Below are 18,642 nucleotides of genomic sequence, written 5' to 3' on the forward strand. Positions count from 1 at the left end.
TCTCTCACGAAAACGGGGTGGACGCACTCGGACGCTGGGATCAATCCAGCTTCGGTCATGCGGGCAAGCCCGGGATCGGGCTCGCAGCTTCACATCCGGCGATTTCAACTGCTCCGTGTCAAGCAGGCTGCCGTGACTGACTTGGCGATGATGCGCAAATCGTTGAAAAACGACCAGTTCTCAACGTAACGCCGGGCGAGGGCCGGCCGATGCGTGTGGGCGCTCTCCTCGCTCGCGCCCGCTCGCCATGGCCCCGTCATTCCCGGGCGCGACTCCAGGTAAAGCTCCCCGGCGCTCCCGAGGAGCTCGGGCGCCCCCGGCGCAACCGGGCGTGGCCCGACGAAGCTCATGTCCCCCCGCAGCACATTGAGGAACTGCGGCAATTCGACCAGGCCGAGCTTTGTAAGCACTGCACCGATCGGCGTGAGGTGCGGATCGTGCTCCGACTGCTCAGCCGGAAGCCGTGAAGGCGGTGACTGCAGGCTCGTCAGTCTGCCTTCCCCCTCGGCCGTCGTGCGGAACGTCAGGCAGGTGAAAAGTGAGCCGCCGCGCCCAATCCGGATATGTCTTTGAAACGCGGGCCCACCGTCGGAGAACGCGACGAGGCATGCAAGCAGAACCAGCAGGGGCCCAAGGAGGGCAAGTCCCAGGGAAGCGGCGCCGATGTCGAACCCACGCTTCGCAAGTCCGCCCACAGGGCGCTTTGCTCTCACTGCGCGTTGAAAATTCCGGCTGCTTGACCAGACAAAGTCCTTCATGGCACAACCTCAGGAGGCAATAAATCGAAGCTTGCACCTTAACAAAATACTGCCGCATTGCAACATACGAGTGAAGGTTTTTGCAATTGCACGGAGTCGCCTGCGCCAGCCGATCGTTAGAAACGCCATGCCGGCTTAGTTGTTCCCTACTGCATGTCTCCCTTATCGACCTCCGTTAAGGACAAAGACATGCAGCAATTCAAAGTGCTACAGCGGCCTTTGCGCGTCTAAGTGCGTCTATGACACGCGGCGCTCTAGGGAGATGATAAATGCAGGTGTTCGTAATGGGTGGGACCGGCACTATCGGCCTGGCGGTCGTACGTGAACTCGTCGAGAGGGGTCATGAGGTGGTCGGCCTTGCACGCTCTTCCTCATCGGCCGCGGCGCTGGAAGAAGTCGGAGCATCGGCGCTTGCGGGGGATATCCGGATGCCGGGGGTCTGGCTGAAAGATCTGCCGAAGATCGAGGCTGTCATTCATGCGGCCACCGATTTTGCCGCCGACATGGGCGACGTCGATTCACAGCTGCTCGACGCGCTCCTTCCGGTCCTAGCCAAGATGGGGAAGCCTCGTTTCGTATACACCGGCGGCTGCTGGCTATATGGTGCCACGGGCTCCAAACCGGCCGTTGAGACCAGCCCTTTTGATCCCTTGCCCGCCTTTGCCTGGATGGTTCCACAATTGCGACGCGTGCTCGCCGCCACGGAGATTCGCGGGACCGTCGTGCATCCGGCGATGGTCTACAATCGAAGCGGCGGCGTATTCCTCTCCTTCCTCGATCACGCCCGCAAGGGTGGGCCTGTACCTGTCGTTGACGGCGGCCATGTGCGTTGGCCCCTGGTGCATGCCGACGATCTCGCCGTACTCTACGCCCTGGTTCTCGAGTGCGCAGAGGCAGGTCAGTCCTACAACGGCGCCGCCTTGACCGGTTTGCCGGTGGGGCCGCTTGCCTCGGCGATTGCCACAGTCTTCGGCGGTGCGGACTGCAATACCCGGATCATCAGCGCCGATGAGGTGGCAAAGCTGCGCGGCGAATGGGCGCGGGGCTATGCGCTTGACCAGTCGATGAGCGGCGAAAAGGCCCGCTCTGCGCTCGGTTGGCGGCCCGTGCATCTAGATCCCTTGGCCGATCTGCTCCTCCCGTGGTCGTGACGACGGGACCAAAGCAGCCAGCCCAACCCCGGATACGAGCGCCTGGAATTCCTTGCCAATGCCGCTGGCCAGGGATCATTGTGCGGGTCAACTGAACGACGTTAGCGAAACGCGAGAGCATGCATGAGCCGCCGGCCCTTCGATCCGCATCACTTCTGGCGCGATCAGGCGCTTCCCTTTCTCGAGGCGCGCCAAGTCGCCGATGGGCGCAATGCCTGCTACGGCTTGCACAGCCATCGTACCTTTTCGATCGGCGTGGTGAGCACCGGACGGAGCAGCTACCGAAATGGACGCCTGCGGCACGAGATCAAGGCGGGCACGGTTGTACTCGTGAATCCGGAAGAGGCGCATGCCTGCAATCCGCTCAAGGGATCTCCCTGGGCCTATCGCATGCTCTATGTGGATCCAGCCTGGCTCAGCGATCAAAGCGAGAGTGCGGAGTTTCGCCCCTACGCTGCGGCGGCGAGCGACGACCCTGATGTTTATCGCCGCCTCGACGGCTTGTTCGACGTGCTCTTCGACGCAAATGCCGAGGCACTCGCCAAGGACTGTGCGGCGACTGCCTTCTTTGCTGGGCTGCACGATCGCCTGGAGCGGATCGATGGCCGCGTGATTGCGGCAAATCCAAATCTGGCGCGTGCCGCCGCCTTCATCAGCGACAATTGCACCCGCCGGCTGCGGCTGACGGAGATCGCCGACACCTCCGGACTTTCGCCGAGTTACCTGGTCCGCGCCTTCAAAGTCCGCTATGGGATGACGCCGCACGCCTATCAGGTCAACCGCCGCATCCAGTTCGGCCAGAGCGAATTGCGCCTCGGCCGACCGATTGTCGACGTGGCGCTGTCGGCGGGCTTTGCCGATCAGGCGCATTTCCAGCGTGTTTTCAAACGGCATGTGGCAACGACGCCGCGCCGATATGCGCAGCCGTAGTGCTCATCTATTTATCCTGCGAGAACCAGATAGGCGGCGCTGAGCACGAGCAGCGCTGCCATTGTCCGATTGAACGCCCGCAAGCGCCGTTTACCGTCGAGATGCTGGCGCAGGCGGGCGCCGGCATAAGCCCAAGCGGCGATCGAGGCATAGCAGATCGCGAAATAAAGCGCGGCGAACAGCCAGATGCGCAGGGTGCCGCCGCCCGTTCCATAGGCGCCCATTCCGGCAATCGCCGCGATCCAGGCTTTCGGGTTGAGCCATTGTTGAGTGAGGCCGGCTGTGACCGACGGCGGCCGCGTCGCAAGGCCCGCCGACACCCTCCCGTCGGAGGCCCACAGGCTCCATGCCAGATACAGAAGGAAAACCACGCCGGCGCCGCTGATGAGACGGATTGCGCCCGGCCATCGCAGAAGCAATTCGGCGATGCCGAAACCGGCGAGGAGCAGGAGCGCGGTGAAGCCGACCGTCGCGCCGGTGACGTGTCGCAGGCTTGCGCGGAAACCGTGGCGCAGGCCGCTCGTGAGTGCAACGATATTGACCGGCCCGGGTGAAATCGAGGCGGCAAGGGCGAAAGAGGACATCGATAGAAAGAGCGCAAGGGACATGGGCGCGCACCTATCGCAACAGCGGCAGGTCGCCCGTCAGCGAGCGCACCAGCGCAGCCGGCCCGTGAAGGCAGACGCCGAGATAGCGCAGATCGTCCTGCCGCATACGACCGATGCGGATTTCATAGGCCTGATAGTCCTTCGCCCGCTGCGCCGCCTCCGTGACATCGACGAGGCCCAGACCGGCGGTTTCGTGCGGAGTGGCGCGGCCACGCAGCGCTGCCAGGCCATCGGCATCGGACATCAGGATCGGCATGACGATTCTCGTGATCCCCTCATGGCGAACCCCATCGGCGTCGTGGACCGCATGCCCCACCAGATCGGGCCGGTCGCGGCCGAGCGTCATTGCCAAAATGGCGGCGGTATTGGCGATCAGCCCGCGGGGCAGGCTCTGGTCGATCACGAAAGCGCAACGTGTCACGGATGGTCCTCGAGCATTGTTCTTGGGACCGCAGGGATAAAGATGAAGGCCGGCGCGGTATTGAAGGAAATTGCCCTTAAGGGTTTCAAGCTTCCTTGGTCGGCCACCCTTGGTACTTTCGAGCGATTTCTTAACGTGCACGTCGAGGGTCGCCGGATTGCGGTGTGTAGGGGATTGCCTGCCTCAGGCCGGCCGAAGATCATCGGCGGGCGGTGGACTCATCCTACCGCGCCGCTCGTCTCATTAGATGCGCAATGGTCGCTGTCGCACTCTGAATTGCTGCAAGTCTTTGCTCTTGAATCGAGGTCGACTAAAGGTTGCATGCAGTAGACGTTGGCAGCGCGCCGCGGAGCTACGGCAACCGGCGCCGCTTATTCTTGCTGATCGCTCGCCAAGCCGTATTTTTCGAAAAGACGCTGCTGCGTGCCGTCTGCGATGATCTCGTCGAGGCTCTTTTGCATCCTGCCAATCAACTCGTCGGGGACCGAGGGGTTGCATGCAATCGAATAGATGTCCTCGGCAAGAATCAAGGTGGCCTCGATCGGCTGACCGTCGCGCCTGAGACTGACATAATACTTCTCAGAGATCGGCATCAGGTCGATCCGGCCCGTCATCAGCTTCTTGAGTGTCAGTTGGAGATCCGCGGCGAGATCGATACGCGGAAAGCCGTTCCGCTCGAGGATGGTCTGGGTGAAATCGTCACGCTGGGTTCCAACCCGGAAAGCCTTCGCCTCTTCCAGGCTTTTCGGATTGGCCGTTGAGCCGGACTTGCGGATGAGGACGGTACGGCTCGTCAGCAAAGGCTCGACCCATTTGAAACGCCGGTCACGCTCCTGATTATGAACGGTTGTGAAGACGCAATGCATCTCGTGATTTTCGGCGAGAAAGAGTGCCCGTGCCCACGGCATCATTTCCATGGTGTGGTCGATGCCCGAGTCCTCCATCAACAGTCGAACCTGCTCGACGGACGCGCCCTTGTAAGTGTCACCCTCCCGAAAGTTGAAGGGCGGATAGGATTCTGTCACCATTTTCAGTTCGGCGGCTTGCGCCGCGAATGGAAGGAGAGCCGCAAGCAGGGGGAGAATCCGTTTCATACTGTACTCCTGGGAAAAGCGCGTTGCAGTTCGGCTTTGATGGTGTCGACGGGCTGGGGCCGCCCGAGATAGAATCCCTGTCCGAAGCCCACGCCCATGGAGCGAAGTTCCTTCAGTTGCTCTTCCGTCTCGATCCCCTCGGCGATGATCCGGCAGTGCAATTCGTGTGCTACGGTGTTGATGCCCGTCACCAGCATGCGAACCCTTTTGCGAATTGCTTCGTCCTTGTCGGTCAGCGAACGGGTGAAAGACTGGTCGATCTTGATCGTGTCGACGGGGAAATGGAGCAGGTAGCTAAGCGATGAGTAGCCCGTGCCGAAATCGTCGAGCGCGATTTTGAGACCCGAGGCACTCATTGCCTCCAGGACCTCCCGCACGTCCGGACTGTGGTGCATCAGCACGGCTTCCGTGATTTCGATCACGATGCGCGAGGGGGTGATACCCCATTGCATTAATACGGCAAATGTCGTCGCCGGCAGTTCCGCGGAGAACTGCAGCGGCGAGACATTGACGGCCAGATAGGTGTCTTCCAAACCGGGCAGTGCGGAAAGACGGGCGAGGTGGGCCACCGCCTTTTCGAACACGCGCGCGCCGATCTTCTTGATCGAGCCGGTCTCCTCGGCGACGCGTATAATGTCTGCCGGCGGCAAAAGACCGTGGTCTGGATGATTGAGGCGCATCAGCGCTTCGAAACCCGCCACTCGTCCGGAATCGAGATCGAAGATCGGCTGGAGATAAGCCTCGAACCAGTCTTCGCTGAGCCCCGTCTCGATATACCTCTCGATCTTGAGCCGCTCCTGCGCAAGGCTCGCCATGACCGGATCGAACAATTTCGTTCCGTTCTTGCCGTTGTGCTTGCGAGCATACATGGCCAGGTCGGATTTCTGCAGCAGTTCGGCACCGGTTTTAGCCTGCGACGGGTAGAGGGAAATGCCGATGCTGGCGCTCAGCGAAAGCCGATTGCCGTCGACGAAAATGGGCTCCGCACAGGCCGAGGCGATGCGTTTCGAGGTTTGAAGCGCAGCCTTCTTCGCGTTGGCGGCGGGAATGAGTACGACAAATTCGTCGCCGCCAAGGCGCCCCACCTTGTCTTCCGAACGCACCTGCGCCCGAATTCGGCCGGCGATCTGCCGCAGCACGTCGTCGCCGACGGCATGGCCGAGATTGTCGTTGATCGGCTTGAAACGGTCGAGGTCGATCAGGAGGCAGGCGAGTTCACCGCCATTCTCGGCGGTTTGACGGATGGCATGGTCGAGCGCCGTCTCGAAGCCCGGGCGGTTCAGGAGCCCGGTCAGATGATCCGTGATCGCCTGAACGTGGTTGCGCTCTTCCGCCGTCTTCAGTTCCGTGACATCCGTCATGACGGCGAGCGAGAGCGTTTCGCCCGCTTCCACCGCCTGCACCTCCTTGATCAGGACGTCGATCAGGCGGCCATCGGCGCAGCGGAATTTGACCGTGACATTGCCCGACTCCACACCCACCGTCGCGTCTCGCCCGCGGCTTTCGTAGATGCCCCGCGTCGTTTCATCGAGAAAGTCGGCGAAGGGCCGGCCGATAACGCTCGAGCGGTCATATCCGGTTGCGAGCAGCCAATAGTCGCTCACCGCCGTCAGGCGATCGTCGTCATCGACGGAATAGAGTTTCGCGGGCGTGAGATTGTAGATCCGCGTCGTCCTGGCATGGGCGCGCTTCAGGTCGTTCTCCTCCTGGGCGAGCCGCGCCTGCATCTCGTTGAAATTGGCCGCGAGGGTGCCCATTTCGTCGGCAGACACCCAGTCGACCAGATGGCGCGAACCCAGCCGCCGGGTCGCCTCTATCGCATGGGTGAGCCGGAGCAACGGCCGTGTCACCATCAAGCGATTGCCGACAATGGCTGCCGCAGTGATGATCAGGATCGAAAACAGGAAGATGCCGATATAGACGGCGTCGTCGATCCCGAAATAGGCGAGCAACTCGCGGCGTCGGATGGTAATTTCTAGGCTTCCGACCGTCTTTATGCCGTCGACCGAGTGGTAAAGGATGGGCGTGGAGAGAAGCAATCCCTCCGGGTCCGTGCCACCAACGCTGTCCGGCAGCCTGACGTCAAGTCCCCCGGAAATCTCGTGCACGCGCACCGCGCCGACCGAGCGGTCCGCGAGAATAGTGTTGGCAATCTGCCGCACGCTTTCTTGGTCGAAATCCCAGAGCGGCTTCCCAAGCGCGAGCGAGTTGGCCTTGAGCAAGGCCCGTCCGTGGTCCACGACGTCGCGATAGGCACGCTCGTTAGACAGGTAGAAGAAGAGCACGAATAGAGGCGCAATCAACAGCAGCAGGGTGCTGGCGACGATCAGTATGAAGCGGCTCTCTACCGAATGCGAGTTCATCAATTCGCCCTGGACCCCCGCCCCATCGTCGCGGTTCCGCACAGCCGCCGTGACCGCTGCCGGCTGAGCAGCGCACCCACCCGGACACGACCCATGGCAGAAACCGAAGGCGATCCTTCACAAAAAAACATTAGTAGCGGGTAAATGACCCGCCGACACTGCTAGCCTGATTGCGCTGCGCTATCCGGATTGCGCAGCAAGCCTGCAATGGCGAGGCGGCAGGCTCGCATTCTCGCGCCTATGCGATTGTGAAATGCGTGAAGCCTCGGTCTGGCGTTTTTCGCCTACACTCGGTCGGCGCGCCGTGCCAAACTCGCCCACAGAATTCCGAATCGACCAAAGGAGATGAGATGGCAAGCAAAGTCGCGATCGTGACGGCAGGTGGCAGCGGCATGGGTGCGGCCGCGGCACGCAGGCTCGCCGCCGAAGGCTACCGAGTGGCGATCCTGTCGTCCTCCGGCAAGGGAGAAACGCTTGCCAAGGAACTGGGCGGTCTCGGCGTCACCGGCTCGAACCAGTCGAACGAAGACCTGAAGAGGCTCATTGATATTGCCCATTCAAACTGGGGTCGGATCGATGTCCTCGTCAACAGCGCCGGCCATGGACCGCGCGCGCCGATCGTCGAGATCAGTGACGAAGACTGGCACAGGGGACTGGATACCTATCTGATGAACGTCGTCCGCCCGGTTCGGCTGGTCACTCCAATCATGCAGGCCCAGCGGTCGGGCTCGATCATCAACATCTCGACCGCTTGGGCGTTCGAGCCCTCGGAGATGTTTCCGACCTCCGCCGTCTTTCGCGCCGGTCTCGCCGCCTACACCAAAATTTATGCGGACGCATATGCAAAGGACAATATCCGCATCAACAACATCCTTCCAGGCTGGATCGACAGCCTGCCGGCGACCGAGTTCCGCCGACAGAGCGTTCCGATGCAGCGCTACGGTACAAGCGAGGAGATCGCCGCGACGGTGGCTTTCCTCGCTTCCGAAGGGGCGGGCTATATCACTGGCCAAAACATACGCGTCGACGGGGGGCTGATGCGTTCCGTCTGATCAGAATCGATCGCACTCCGTCTCTCGTCAGCTGTCCAAAGTCGCCGTAGTGCAAGAAACGCATGAGGCATGGCGGGATCACTCCCCCTTGCAGCCGTTCTTGTCAGAGAGAGCGCGCATGAAGGAGAGGAGCGCCTCCTGTGCATCCTGGCCTTCGCCCTTGATCACGCTCACGCCCCAATTGGTAAGGACCGCCTCCTGCACGGGATTGGGCCGGAACATGAACACATAGGATTGCGGCCGGTCTTTCTCGTATCCCGACCCTTGCCAGGTGCTCCAGATGCGGTGAAGCAGCAGGCGGATGTTGATGTCAGACATGCTGTAGCCGACGAAGAGTACCGTGGCGCCGAGAGCATCGCTTCGGAAGCGAACATCGAGAGGCGAGTCGAAGGAAAGCCTGTTGAAATAGTCCGTTTCGGTCAGCACGAGCGTGTCAGGGTCATCGAAATCGCCGTGATATTTGACGATCTGCGTCACCCCCGACGGTGCAGAAGCGATGTCGCGCGCATGACTGATTTTCGTGTAGGGCTTGCCGTGGACCTCGTAGGCGGTTTCGAGATTGGCGTCGTAGTTGGTCGTGTAGATCACCGGAAAATCCAGCTCCACGATAAGCCGATGCAATTCGGAGTCTCCTATGCGCTCCGGCAATACACGCCACCTCTCGCGCATCCATTCGCAAAGGGCTTCGATGCTGCCGTTTTCGAGGCGGTAGCACTCGGCGATCGCCTGATAGGTGATGTTCGGGTCCTGCATCAGGGATGCGTCGATGTGCAGGTCCTTCAACATGTGGTCGATCAAGGTTTTCCAGGAGGGCAGTCCGACACTCATCGATAGGCCCGCGCCGGCAAAAAGTACCGCATGCCGGCGCTTCAAGGCGGTCGCGATGGCCTCGATGTGCTTTTCCATGGTCGCTCCTGCTGGAGCGCTCAACCCGCCGCGCAGCAAGATGTTCCGCGGGATGGCGCCGAACGGTACCGCCGCCGAGGAGGGAACAAAGCTCATGTCCGCCGGTTGGGATGGGGAAGGGACATTCGAACTGGAGAAAGTTTCCATGACAAATATTCTCGTCAGAAGTGCGATCGCCTTGAGTCTCGGTGTTGCCTGTGGGCCCGCTCTCGCGCAAACGGAGCAGGGGCAATCGGCCGAGTGTCCCGCCGGAACGGAATGCCCGCAGCCCGGCAGCGGTGCGCAGCAGGGCGTGCAGCCGGACGCACAAGGCGGCGCAGCCGGCCAGGAGAGCCAACAGGCGCAGCAGCCCGGGACCGACGCAGCGCAGCAGGAGGGCCAAGCTGGAGCCGAAACTCAGCAAGAGGGGCAGGTGGAAGCCGAGACGCAGCAGCAGCCTGAGGGCGAAGCGCAGCAGCAGGAGGGTGAGGCCGGCGCCGAGGAGCAACAGCAGCCCGGGGCCGACTCGCAGCAGACCGAGGAAAGCCAGGGAACGGAGCAAACGACAGAGCAGAAGACCGATGTCGACGTGACGGTGGAGCAGAAGACCGAAATCACTCAGGTCATCAAGGAACAGAACGTCGAGCCGATCGATGTCGACTTCGATGTCTCGGTGGGCACAGCCGTTCCGGAGACAATCAAGGTCAAGCTGCAGCCGGTGCCGCAGCGCATCGTGCAGATCGTGCCGGCCTACGAAGGCTATCTGTTCTTCGTGCTGGCGGACGGCCGGATCGTTATCGTCAATCCCTCGACGCTCCAGATCGTGCTGATCATCGCGTGATCGATGCCCGGTGGAGACGCCTCTGCTACAGCGTCTTTTCAGGCGCGAAGGGCGCTGTGGCATGACCGCGAACACCGGAGAGTTTGCGCGTATTCGGGACCTTCAGATTGAGAACTGCTTGGCTTCGATTTCCAGTGGAGCAGAGCGCGCCAGCAACTAAATCCCGATACGCCCACTCGATCCGGTGCGTCTCTCCGGCAAGCACCTTCAGAAACACGCGGCCGTCCAAGCGCCGAGCCTTCCTGAAACGATCTGGCGGATTCTTGCCGGCGATCGACGCGAGGCTGGCAAGAATCCGCCAGATACCCGGGCGCGTTTTCTTTCCGCCCTTGCAAATTCAAGCATTTAGACTTGGCCCGCCTCTTGCTACTCTAGGGGTGCGCGGTGCGCCTTCGGGAGAAGTGTTCCGCGCGGTCGTATATGAACGGGAGGATTCTCTGTGAATCGGAAATTGAAACGCGCCGCCATCGCGGCGATTGCAAGCACATCCATCGCGCTTTCCGCAGCTTCCGCGAAGGCGGACGAATTCATCAACGTGCTGACGGGCGGCACTTCCGGCGTCTATTATCCGCTCGGCGTCGCACTTTCCAAGATCTATGGCGACAAGATCGAAGGTGCGCGCACGCAGGTGCAGGCGACGAAGGCCTCTGTCGAGAACCTCAACCTGCTGCAGCAGGGTCGCGGAGAGATCGCCTTTGCATTGGGCGATTCCGTAAAGCTCGCCTGGGATGGCGATAGTGAAGCCGGCTTCAAGGCGCCGCTCGACAAATTGCGCGGCATCGCCGCCATCTACCCGAATTACATCCAGATCATGGCCTCGAAGGACTCCGGCATCACGACGGTCGCGGATCTCAAGGGCAAGAGCCTCTCTGTCGGCGCACCCAAGTCCGGAACGGAGCTGAATGCGCGCGCGATCTTAGCCGCGGCCGGCATGAGCTACGACGATCTCGGCAAGACGGAATACCTGCCCTTCGCCGAATCCGTCGAGCTGATGAAGAACCGGCAGCTCGATGCGACGCTGCAGTCCGCAGGCCTCGGCGTGTCGTCTTTCAAAGACCTCGCAACCTCACTAGACGTGCAGATGGTTGCAGTCCCGGAAGAAATTGCCGGCAAACTCGGTGCGCCCTATATCGCTGCCACCGTTCCCGCCGGCACCTACCAGGGTCAGGACAGCGACGTGCCGACGGTCGCCGTCGTCAACTTCCTCGTCACCCACTCGGATGTGTCCGACGAGACCGCCTACCAGATGACAAAGCAGCTCTTCGAGAACCTGCCGGCGCTCGTGGCGGCTCATAAGGCGGCGGAGCAAATCCGTATCGAGGATGCGCTGAAGGGCATGCCGGTGCCTCTCCATCCTGGAGCAGAGCGTTACTACAAGGAAAAGGGCCTGCTCTGATTGCAGAACGGGCGGCGTCATCCAGTGGCCGTAAAGCCGCCGCGGAAATGGCGCCGCCGCGCATGCTCGGATTTTCGGGAGGGATCCATGCACGACGACATCAAGACACACGACCAGGTAACGGCCGCGGAGCTCAGCAAGCACGATGCCCTGACGCAGGCCTTTCCGAAGACCTGGGACGGGCGGATTCTGTTTGCAATCGCGCTCGCCTTTTCCATTTTCCAGATTGCGACCGCCGCACATCTCGTCGACATGCCGAGCCAGATCGTGCGCGCGGTTCACGTCGGTTTTGTCACCGTTCTTGTCTTTCCCCTGCTGGCGGCGATGGCGGGCCGTGGCGGCTTCGCGAAGGGCATCGCCTGGGGACTTGCACTCCTCGGTGCGTCGGTCGCCTCCTATCAGTGCTATGAATATGCCGACCTGCTCGTGCGCGCCGGCGATCCTCTCCCGCGTGACATCGCCTTCGGCGTCGTCGCTCTCGGCGTGGTCTTCGCCGCTGCCTGGGCGCTGATGGGTCCAGCGCTTCCGATTATTTCCGGCCTGTTCCTCGCCTACAGCCTGTTCGGCGAATATCTTCCGCCACCGCTCGATCACCGCGGCTATGATTTCTCCCAGGTGATTGACCATATGGCCTATGGTACGGAAGGGATCTACGGCATCCCGACCTTCGTTTCATCCACCTATATTTTCCTCTTCATCCTGTTCGGCGCCTTTCTCGAAAAGGCCGGCATGATCCGCCTATTCACCGACGTCTCGCTGAGCTTCGTCGGCAGCCGGCGCGGCGGCGCAGCCAAGGTGGCGATCGTCTCGTCCGGCCTCATGGGCACCATTTCCGGATCCGGTGTCGCGAATGTGGTGACCACCGGTCAGTTCACCATTCCGCTGATGAAGAGGTTCGGCTACCGGCCAGCCTTCGCCGGCGGCGTCGAGGCGACGGCATCGATGGGCGGCCAGCTCATGCCGCCAGTCATGGGCGCGGTGGCCTTCATCATGGCGGAGACGCTCGGGGTCGAGTATCACGAGATCGTCAAGGCGGCGATCATCCCGGCTGTCCTCTATTTCGCCTCGGCCTTCTGGATGGTGCATCTGGAAGCGGGCAAATATGGCCTGCTGGGCCTGCCCAAGGCCGATTTGCCATCCGCCAGGGCAGCGATCGCCGAACAATGGTATCTCCTCCTCCCGCTGGCAGCGCTGGTCTGGCTGTTGTTCTCGGGTTACACGCCGCTTTTCGCCGGAACGGTCGGCCTTGCCTTTACGGCGTTGTTGATCCTTGGCAGCTCCATCGCCCTCGGCCTCCCCTCGAACGTCATTCGGATCCTGTTCTGGATCGGCCTTGGCCTGGTGGCGGCCGCATTCTTTCGGTTCGGCATTGGCGTGGTCGTCGGCGCAATGGCGCTGCTGATCGCGGTCAACGCGCTCTCGAAGGGTGGCCGGGAGACGCTGGCGATGTGCCGCGACGCCCTTGCCGAAGGCGCCAAGACCGCCTTGCCGGTGGCTGTAGCCTGCGCGCTCGTCGGCGTCATCATCGGTACGATGACGCTCACGGGTGCAGCCAATACCTTCGGGCAGTTCATCGTCTCCGTCGGCGGCAAGAGCCTGTTCCTGTCGTTGCTCCTCACCATGGTAACCTGTCTCGTGCTTGGCATGGGCATACCGACCATCCCGAACTATATCATCACCTCCTCGATCGCCGGACCGGCGCTCCTCGAGCTCGGTGTGCCGCTGATCGTCAGCCACATGTTCGTCTTCTATTTCGGCATACTGGCCGACCTGACGCCGCCGGTCGCGCTTGCCTGCTTCGCGGCGGCGCCGATCGCGCGCGAAAGCGGGCTGAAGATTGCAATCCAGGCCATCAAGGTGGCCGCGGCAGGCTTCGTCATTCCCTTCATGGCCGTTTATTCGCCGGCCCTCATGCTGCAGGATGGCGGTGCCACGGCAGCGGCCATTGGCTATCCCGCCGCCGTCGCCTACATCATCGTGAAGACGGCGCTTGCGATTGGCCTTTGGGGTGCGGCGGTGATCGGCTTCGTCGTGGTCCGCCTCGGCGCCGTCGAACGGCTTCTCGCGGCCGCAGCCGCGTTCACGTTGCTGGCGGCCCTGCCGCTCACGGATGAGATCGGCTTTGCGGTTGCGGCGCTGTTCGCACTGCTGGTATGGCGGCGGGCCCGGACGACGGGCGAGAAGCCGTCGGCGAAGGTCGCATGAGCGCGCTCGTCTGCATCGTCAGCGGCAAGGCGGTTGCCGTGGCCGCTGGCCTCTTCACCCTTGGCTGGACCCATTCGGTCGAAAGGACCGAGTGGCAAGAGCGCTGGGAGGTCACGCCCGAGGGCCTCGTTCTCAAGGAGGCTCGGGTGCAGGGCTCGGGTGCGGGCATGGATCCGGGCGATGGCGCCCGCCGGGTGGGGGCCTGGTGGGTATGGACCCCGGATCTGCCGCCGCTTCCCGAGTTGGTGCTCGCAGCATCCGGGGCGACGACCTCCGGGTGGAGGCTTTGTGACCGGGACGGGTGCCGCGAACTGGGTGGGCGGAGCGGGGATCCGATCACTCTGAGGCCGTGCGGCTGAGTACGGTTGAGCTCTCATGTTCTCCCCGCCGCCAAGAGGCGCTACAGTCGACGCTTCGGACCGGAACCGGTTCAAGACAACAGGTGGCAGGCAGGTCGGCCCGGTAATGATGCGCAACATCGGCAGAATGACGATCCTCATACTGGTCGTGACCTGTATAGCGCCGTTTGTCGCCTATCATCTGGCGAGCGGTTCGGCGATCGGCGGACTGGAAGGGCAGCTTCAGCGAAGCCTCGTGCTGACGAACCGGGCGATCGCAACGGAGATCGAACGGTTCCGCTACCTGCCGCTGGTTCTCGGCGAGGATGCCCGCATACGCGCGCTTGCCGGGCGCGAGCGGAGCCCGGCCGTGCTCGAAGCTGCGAACCGCTACCTGCAGACCGTAGTAAGACAGGCGGGCGCGGCCGAACTCTATGTACTCGACGACCGTGGCATTGCCCTCGCATCGAGCAATTTCGACACGGCCGAGAGCTTCGTCGGCCACGACTACAGCTTCCGCCCGTATTTTCAGGACGCGCTCCATTCAGGTGAAGGACGCTATTATGCGATCGGCGTCACAACGCGAAAGCCCGGCTATTTCCTGACGTCGAGAATAGACCTTGCGGGTCAATCTCCGATCATCGTCGTCGTCAAGGCCGACCTGCTGCCGCTCGAGGCGACCTGGAAGGCCGCAGGCGTGCAAACTGCTATTGCCGACCGTTGGGGTATTGTCTTCCTGTCAGGCAACCCGGACTGGAAATATCGGCCACTTGCAGCGCTTTCGGCCGAAGCCGTCGCTCAGCTTGCGCGGGAGCGAACCTATGAAGGCGCAGATCTCGCCGCGACGAAGACGATCCTGCCGGACGGCGTCGCGCCGCCGATCGGCGAGGCGGACGCGCCGGCGCTTCATGTCGAGGATGGTGGCCGGCAGCTCCTGGCAAAGTTCTCGGTTGTCGAGCCGGACGGCTGGCTGGTGCTGGCGGCGACGAGTACCGAGGACATCGGCAAGCTCGCGGGCTTCTGGGCGCTCTCCGCGCTGATTGCCGGGCTGCTTTCGACCGGCATGCTCTATTTTCTCCATCAGCGGGCGCTTCTGATCCGAATGCGATTGCGCCAAAGTGAAATCCTGGAGCGCAAAGTTGCCGAGAGGACACAGGATCTTGCCCATGAGATCGACATGCGCAAGCGCACCGAGGAGGAACTCCGCCGTGCCCAGGAGGGACTCATCCATTCCGAGAAAATGGCAGCTCTCGGCCGCATGTCGACGGCGATCGTGCACGAGGTGAGCCAGCCGCTCGCGGCGCTCGAAGCGACCTTGGCGACCGCAGGCTTGCTGGCGGAGAAGGCGCGCGCGGAAAAAGTCGGCGAAAGAGTGCTCGACGCGCGCGCTCTGGTGAAGCGGATGCAGCGAACGGTCAGGCACCTGAAGACTTTCGGCCGCAAGGGGGCCTCTGAACTCGAAAAGGTCGACATCGACGCGGTCATCCGCAATGCGCTGGATCTTGCTGCACCCCGGGCAAAGACACTCGGCATCGCGCCGATCCTCGAGGCAGGCGCTCCCACTCCCGTCGTTACTGCCGTTGCGGTGAAACTGGAGCAGGTCATGTTGAATCTGCTCTTGAACGCGCTCGACGCGGTCGAGGGCAGGAAGGGCCCCGCAATCACCATCCGGCGGACGGTGGAAGCGGGGCGTGTGTGCGTCACCGTTATCGACAACGGATCGGGTATCGCGCCGGAACACCGCGAGCGCATTGCAGAGCCGTTCTTCACGACGAAGCTGACGGGCGAGGGGCTTGGCCTCGGCCTTTCCATTGCGACCGCAATCGTCCGCGAGTTCGGCGGTGAGATCACCTTTGCGGAAGCCGCGGGCGGCGGCACGATGGCGACTATGGCTATGCCCCTGGGTGAACACGCACTCAGCGAGGCAGCACAATGAGTCGCGGGCACATCCTTCTCGTCGATGACGATCGCGACCTCCTGAAGGCGGCGACCGATTGGCTTGAGATCAACGATTTCTCCGTCCGCGCCTTTTATCGGCCGGAGGAAGCATATCAGCAGGTGATGCGCGAGGAGCCGGACGTCGTGGTGAGCGACATCCGCATGCCGGGGATCGACGGCATGACGCTGCTCACCTCGATCGTCAGGCAGCGCAGCGATGTGCCGGTGATCCTGATGACCGGTCATGGTGATGTCACGCTGGCGGTCAAGTCAATGAAGCAGGGCGCAGAGGATTTCATCGAAAAGCCCTATGATGCCGACCATCTGCTCTCCATCCTGGACAAGGCCGTCGAGAAACGGCGCATGAAGAAGGAGATCGCGCGGCTGCAGGGTCTGGTGCAGGCTGGCGAGGGCGTCGATATCGTCGGCGACAGTCCGGCCATCCGTGACCTCAGAAATCGCGTCCAAATGCTGGCGGAGGTCGATATCGACGTCCTCATTATCGGTGAGACAGGAACCGGCAAGGAACTCGTCGCACAGGCGCTTCATCGGCAAAGCCGTCGTGCCGCTGCTCCTTTCGTGGCGATCAACTGCGCAGCGCTGCCCGAAAGCATCTTCGAGAGCGAGGTCTTTGGCCACGCGAAGGGCGCCTTCACGGGCGCACTCTCCGACCGGCAGGGAAAGTTCGAGCATGCGGCTGGCGGAACGGTGTTTCTCGACGAGATCGAGTCCATGCCCTTGGGCCTGCAGGCGAAGATCCTGCGTGTCCTGCAGGAGCGGATGATCGAACGGCTTGGCGAAAACCGTGTGAGGCCGATCGACGTTCGCATCGTCGCCGCCGCCAAGAGCGACCTTTCCGCCGAAATCGCTGCCGGGCGCTTCCGCGAGGACCTCTTCTACCGGCTTGCGACCGTGGACGTGCGCATTCCGCCGCTGAGGCAGCGCAGGCAAGATATCGGCCTGCTCTTCGGCCACTTCGCGTCGCTCGCCGCCCGTCGCCATGGCCGCGCGGAGCGAAGCGTCTCCGCCGGCCTGCTGGCGAGACTTGGGCAGGAGGAGTGGCGCGGCAATGTTCGCGAACTCAAGGCGCGAGCCGAACGCTTTGCGCTCGGTTTGGACGCCGCGGGGCCAGCGGATGGCGGCCTCGTATCCGCCGACTTGCCGACCCTGCCTGAGCAGGTGGCTGCCTTCGAAGCCGATGTGATCCGCCGGGCCATCGAGGAGAATGACGGAAGCACGGCGAGGGCCGCCACAAGGCTCGGGATTCCTCATCGCACGCTGAACGAAAAGATCGCCCGCCTCGGATTGCGAGCAAAGTGCGCGGAGGACGAAGCAGCGAAATGAATTGCGCCGGAGATCCCGTTACGCCGGCTGTCCGTGGGCGACGAGGCGAACGAGCATAAGGCCGGCGAAAAGGCCGGCAAGCGCCAAGGCCAGGGATGCCACGACATAGATCGCGGCTGCCATCCATTGCCCGCGTTCCCACAGGCTGATCGTGTCGAGCGAGAAGGTGGAGAAGGTTGTGAAGCCGCCAAGTACGCCCGTCGTCAGGAAGAGGCGCGCTTCCTGCGAAAGCTCGCCGCGAAAAGCGAAGTATCCGGCGAGAACACCCATCAAGAAGGAACCGATGATGTTCACCGTCAGGGTGCCGGAGGGAAAGGCGACGCCGAAAAGATAGGCGGCGAACCGGTTGACGCCGTGGCGCATCGCGCCGCCCAGTCCCGCGCCCAGAAAAACGATCAGGTAGCCCATCAATTATACCTTCTCAAGATGTTGCCTTCGTGTTGACGCCCGTTGCGGCCGCGTTGCGTCGCGTCTCGAAGAGATTGAACAGACGAGGAATTCAAAACGACAGGGTCGAAGGCAACTCGGCTCGATTCGGGCATGGCTCTACTCTCTCGCGCGGGCGATCATGAGCAGGAGTCATCAGCTTCGTGGGGAAGCGGTTCGGCTCGATGCCTGGCAGAATCCATTGCCAACGTGCCAATTACAAGTAGCCGTGGGCCCTGTCAACACACTCTTCAAGCTGATGGTAGGGCGCATCGCGGCACGGCGATGGCTGGTTGCGGCGAAAGCCTCGCCGTCCCGTGCATCGACGATACGGCCGATGCCCGCCATCAGAATACGGCGAAAGACATGTTCGCACGGCTCGGCCTCATTGGCGAAGTCGTTGCGTTTGGCTCCGGTCGGCGGCCAGTCAGCGAGACGATTCTCGGCTGCGAACGCGGTGCAGGCGAGTTGCTCGCTGATTGGCGCCTATTGGCACAATTATCTCATGGAACAGCTGCTCGGCCGCGTGACCCGCTATCTGCTGACGCATGCGCGCTTGCCGCTGATGATAAAGCGCTGAGGGTGAGACCGAGGCGGGCAGCTGCTGGGGCTGTCGGCAATGCCAACACCGAGTTGAACGTCTTCACTCTACAGCGCAGCGCGTCTTCAGGAGACGTGCAGGCTTGCGCGAAGAGGGGCGGACATGGCCGAAAATCCCTTGCTGCGATTAGACGCAATGCGTGTCCTGTCGCTTCCTTTGAACAATCATGAGTCTATCCATAAACCGCAGAACGGGCTCGAAAAACGCTGAAGATTTTAGGGGTAATCGCGGGGGCTCCGGCTGTTAAACCTCCGTTAAGCCTCGCGGTGAGACTGGTCGTATATTAGCAAA

At 62.2% G+C, this 18,642-nt stretch carries 17 protein-coding genes and 1 riboswitch; of the genes, 10 read left to right on the forward strand and 7 right to left on the reverse strand.

The window, feature by feature from the left end; genetic code table 11:
- Positions 1-104: 104 nt before the first annotated feature.
- Positions 105-695 (reverse strand): sugar transferase, encoded by a 591-nt coding sequence (locus tag EKH55_RS21710; protein ID WP_246231976.1) that lies wholly within the window; start codon positions 693-695, stop codon positions 105-107.
- A 332-nt stretch (positions 696-1,027) separates the two neighbouring features.
- Here EKH55_RS21710 and EKH55_RS21715 point away from each other — a divergent pair, with 332 nt between their 5' ends.
- A complete protein-coding gene (locus tag EKH55_RS21715) occupies positions 1,028-1,909 on the forward strand; it encodes an NAD-dependent epimerase/dehydratase family protein (protein WP_151613098.1) in 882 nt (293 codons plus the stop codon).
- Positions 1,910-2,032: 123 nt separating this feature from the next.
- Positions 2,033-2,839, forward strand: coding sequence for an AraC family transcriptional regulator (locus tag EKH55_RS21720; protein ID WP_151613099.1), 807 nt, complete (start codon positions 2,033-2,035; stop codon positions 2,837-2,839).
- A gap of 11 nt (positions 2,840-2,850) precedes the next feature.
- On the opposite strand, the gene EKH55_RS21725 is transcribed toward EKH55_RS21720, so the two are convergent.
- The 4 genes from EKH55_RS21725 to EKH55_RS21740 all read right to left on the reverse strand — a co-directional run bounded on the left by EKH55_RS21725 (position 2,851) and on the right by EKH55_RS21740 (position 7,325).
- Positions 2,851-3,447, reverse strand: a complete 597-nt coding sequence (locus EKH55_RS21725) for a LysE family translocator (RefSeq protein ID WP_151613100.1) — start codon at positions 3,445-3,447, stop codon at positions 2,851-2,853.
- A 10-nt stretch (positions 3,448-3,457) separates the two neighbouring features.
- Positions 3,458-3,868 carry a DUF2000 domain-containing protein gene (locus EKH55_RS21730; RefSeq protein WP_151613101.1) on the reverse strand — a complete coding sequence of 137 codons (411 nt, stop codon included), beginning with the start codon at positions 3,866-3,868 and terminating at the stop codon, positions 3,458-3,460.
- 371 nt (positions 3,869-4,239) lie between these two features.
- Positions 4,240-4,962, reverse strand: a complete 723-nt coding sequence (locus EKH55_RS21735) for a substrate-binding periplasmic protein (protein WP_151613102.1) — start codon at positions 4,960-4,962, stop codon at positions 4,240-4,242.
- A complete protein-coding gene (locus EKH55_RS21740) occupies positions 4,959-7,325 on the reverse strand; it encodes a putative bifunctional diguanylate cyclase/phosphodiesterase (protein ID WP_151613103.1) in 2,367 nt (788 codons plus the stop codon). Before EKH55_RS21740 ends, EKH55_RS21735 begins: the two co-directional genes overlap by 4 nt.
- A 350-nt stretch (positions 7,326-7,675) precedes the next feature.
- Here EKH55_RS21740 and EKH55_RS21745 point away from each other — a divergent pair, with 350 nt between their 5' ends.
- Positions 7,676-8,377 (forward strand): SDR family oxidoreductase, encoded by a 702-nt coding sequence (locus tag EKH55_RS21745; RefSeq protein ID WP_151613104.1) that lies wholly within the window; start codon positions 7,676-7,678, stop codon positions 8,375-8,377.
- A gap of 78 nt (positions 8,378-8,455) precedes the next feature.
- Here the strand turns inward: EKH55_RS21745 and EKH55_RS21750 are convergent, their stop codons facing one another.
- Complete coding sequence (locus tag EKH55_RS21750; RefSeq protein WP_151613105.1) at positions 8,456-9,283, reverse strand: SIR2 family NAD-dependent protein deacylase; 828 nt, start codon at positions 9,281-9,283, stop codon at positions 8,456-8,458.
- Positions 9,284-9,428: 145 nt separating this feature from the next.
- Here EKH55_RS21750 and EKH55_RS21755 point away from each other — a divergent pair, with 145 nt between their 5' ends.
- The 6 genes from EKH55_RS21755 (at position 9,429) to EKH55_RS21780 (ending at position 17,324) form a co-directional block, all read left to right on the forward strand.
- Positions 9,429-10,103, forward strand: a complete 675-nt coding sequence (locus EKH55_RS21755; RefSeq protein ID WP_151613106.1) for a DUF1236 domain-containing protein — start codon at positions 9,429-9,431, stop codon at positions 10,101-10,103.
- Positions 10,104-10,554: 451 nt separating this feature from the next.
- A complete protein-coding gene (locus tag EKH55_RS21760; RefSeq protein ID WP_069457039.1) occupies positions 10,555-11,499 on the forward strand; it encodes a TAXI family TRAP transporter solute-binding subunit in 945 nt (314 codons plus the stop codon).
- An 87-nt stretch (positions 11,500-11,586) separates the two neighbouring features.
- Positions 11,587-13,704 (forward strand): TRAP transporter permease, encoded by a 2,118-nt coding sequence (locus EKH55_RS21765; RefSeq protein WP_151613107.1) that lies wholly within the window; start codon positions 11,587-11,589, stop codon positions 13,702-13,704.
- Positions 13,701-14,063, forward strand: a complete 363-nt coding sequence (locus EKH55_RS21770; RefSeq protein WP_151613906.1) for a DUF1850 domain-containing protein — start codon at positions 13,701-13,703, stop codon at positions 14,061-14,063. Before EKH55_RS21765 ends, EKH55_RS21770 begins: the two co-directional genes overlap by 4 nt.
- Positions 14,064-14,169: 106 nt before the next feature.
- The gene (locus tag EKH55_RS21775) at positions 14,170-15,978 is read left to right on the forward strand and encodes an ATP-binding protein (RefSeq protein WP_151613108.1); all 1,809 of its coding nucleotides are present in this window, start codon (positions 14,170-14,172) and stop codon (positions 15,976-15,978) included.
- Entirely contained in the window at positions 15,975-17,324 is a 1,350-nt protein-coding gene (locus tag EKH55_RS21780; protein ID WP_151613109.1) for a sigma-54-dependent transcriptional regulator, read from the forward strand. Before EKH55_RS21775 ends, EKH55_RS21780 begins: the two co-directional genes overlap by 4 nt.
- Before the next feature lie 18 nt (positions 17,325-17,342).
- Here the strand turns inward: EKH55_RS21780 and crcB are convergent, their stop codons facing one another.
- The gene (gene crcB / locus EKH55_RS21785; protein ID WP_151613110.1) at positions 17,343-17,732 is read right to left on the reverse strand and encodes a fluoride efflux transporter CrcB; all 390 of its coding nucleotides are present in this window, start codon (positions 17,730-17,732) and stop codon (positions 17,343-17,345) included.
- A 158-nt stretch (positions 17,733-17,890) separates the two neighbouring features.
- A riboswitch (Fluoride riboswitch) is annotated at positions 17,891-17,966 on the reverse strand.
- 184 nt (positions 17,967-18,150) lie between these two features.
- On the opposite strand from crcB, the gene EKH55_RS21790 reads away from it, so the two are divergent.
- The gene (locus tag EKH55_RS21790; RefSeq protein ID WP_151613111.1) at positions 18,151-18,330 is read left to right on the forward strand and encodes a universal stress protein; all 180 of its coding nucleotides are present in this window, start codon (positions 18,151-18,153) and stop codon (positions 18,328-18,330) included.
- The last annotated feature ends 312 nt before the right edge of the window (positions 18,331-18,642 follow it).

Source organism: Sinorhizobium alkalisoli, from assembly GCF_008932245.1.
Lineage (GTDB): Bacteria > Pseudomonadota > Alphaproteobacteria > Rhizobiales > Rhizobiaceae > Sinorhizobium > Sinorhizobium alkalisoli.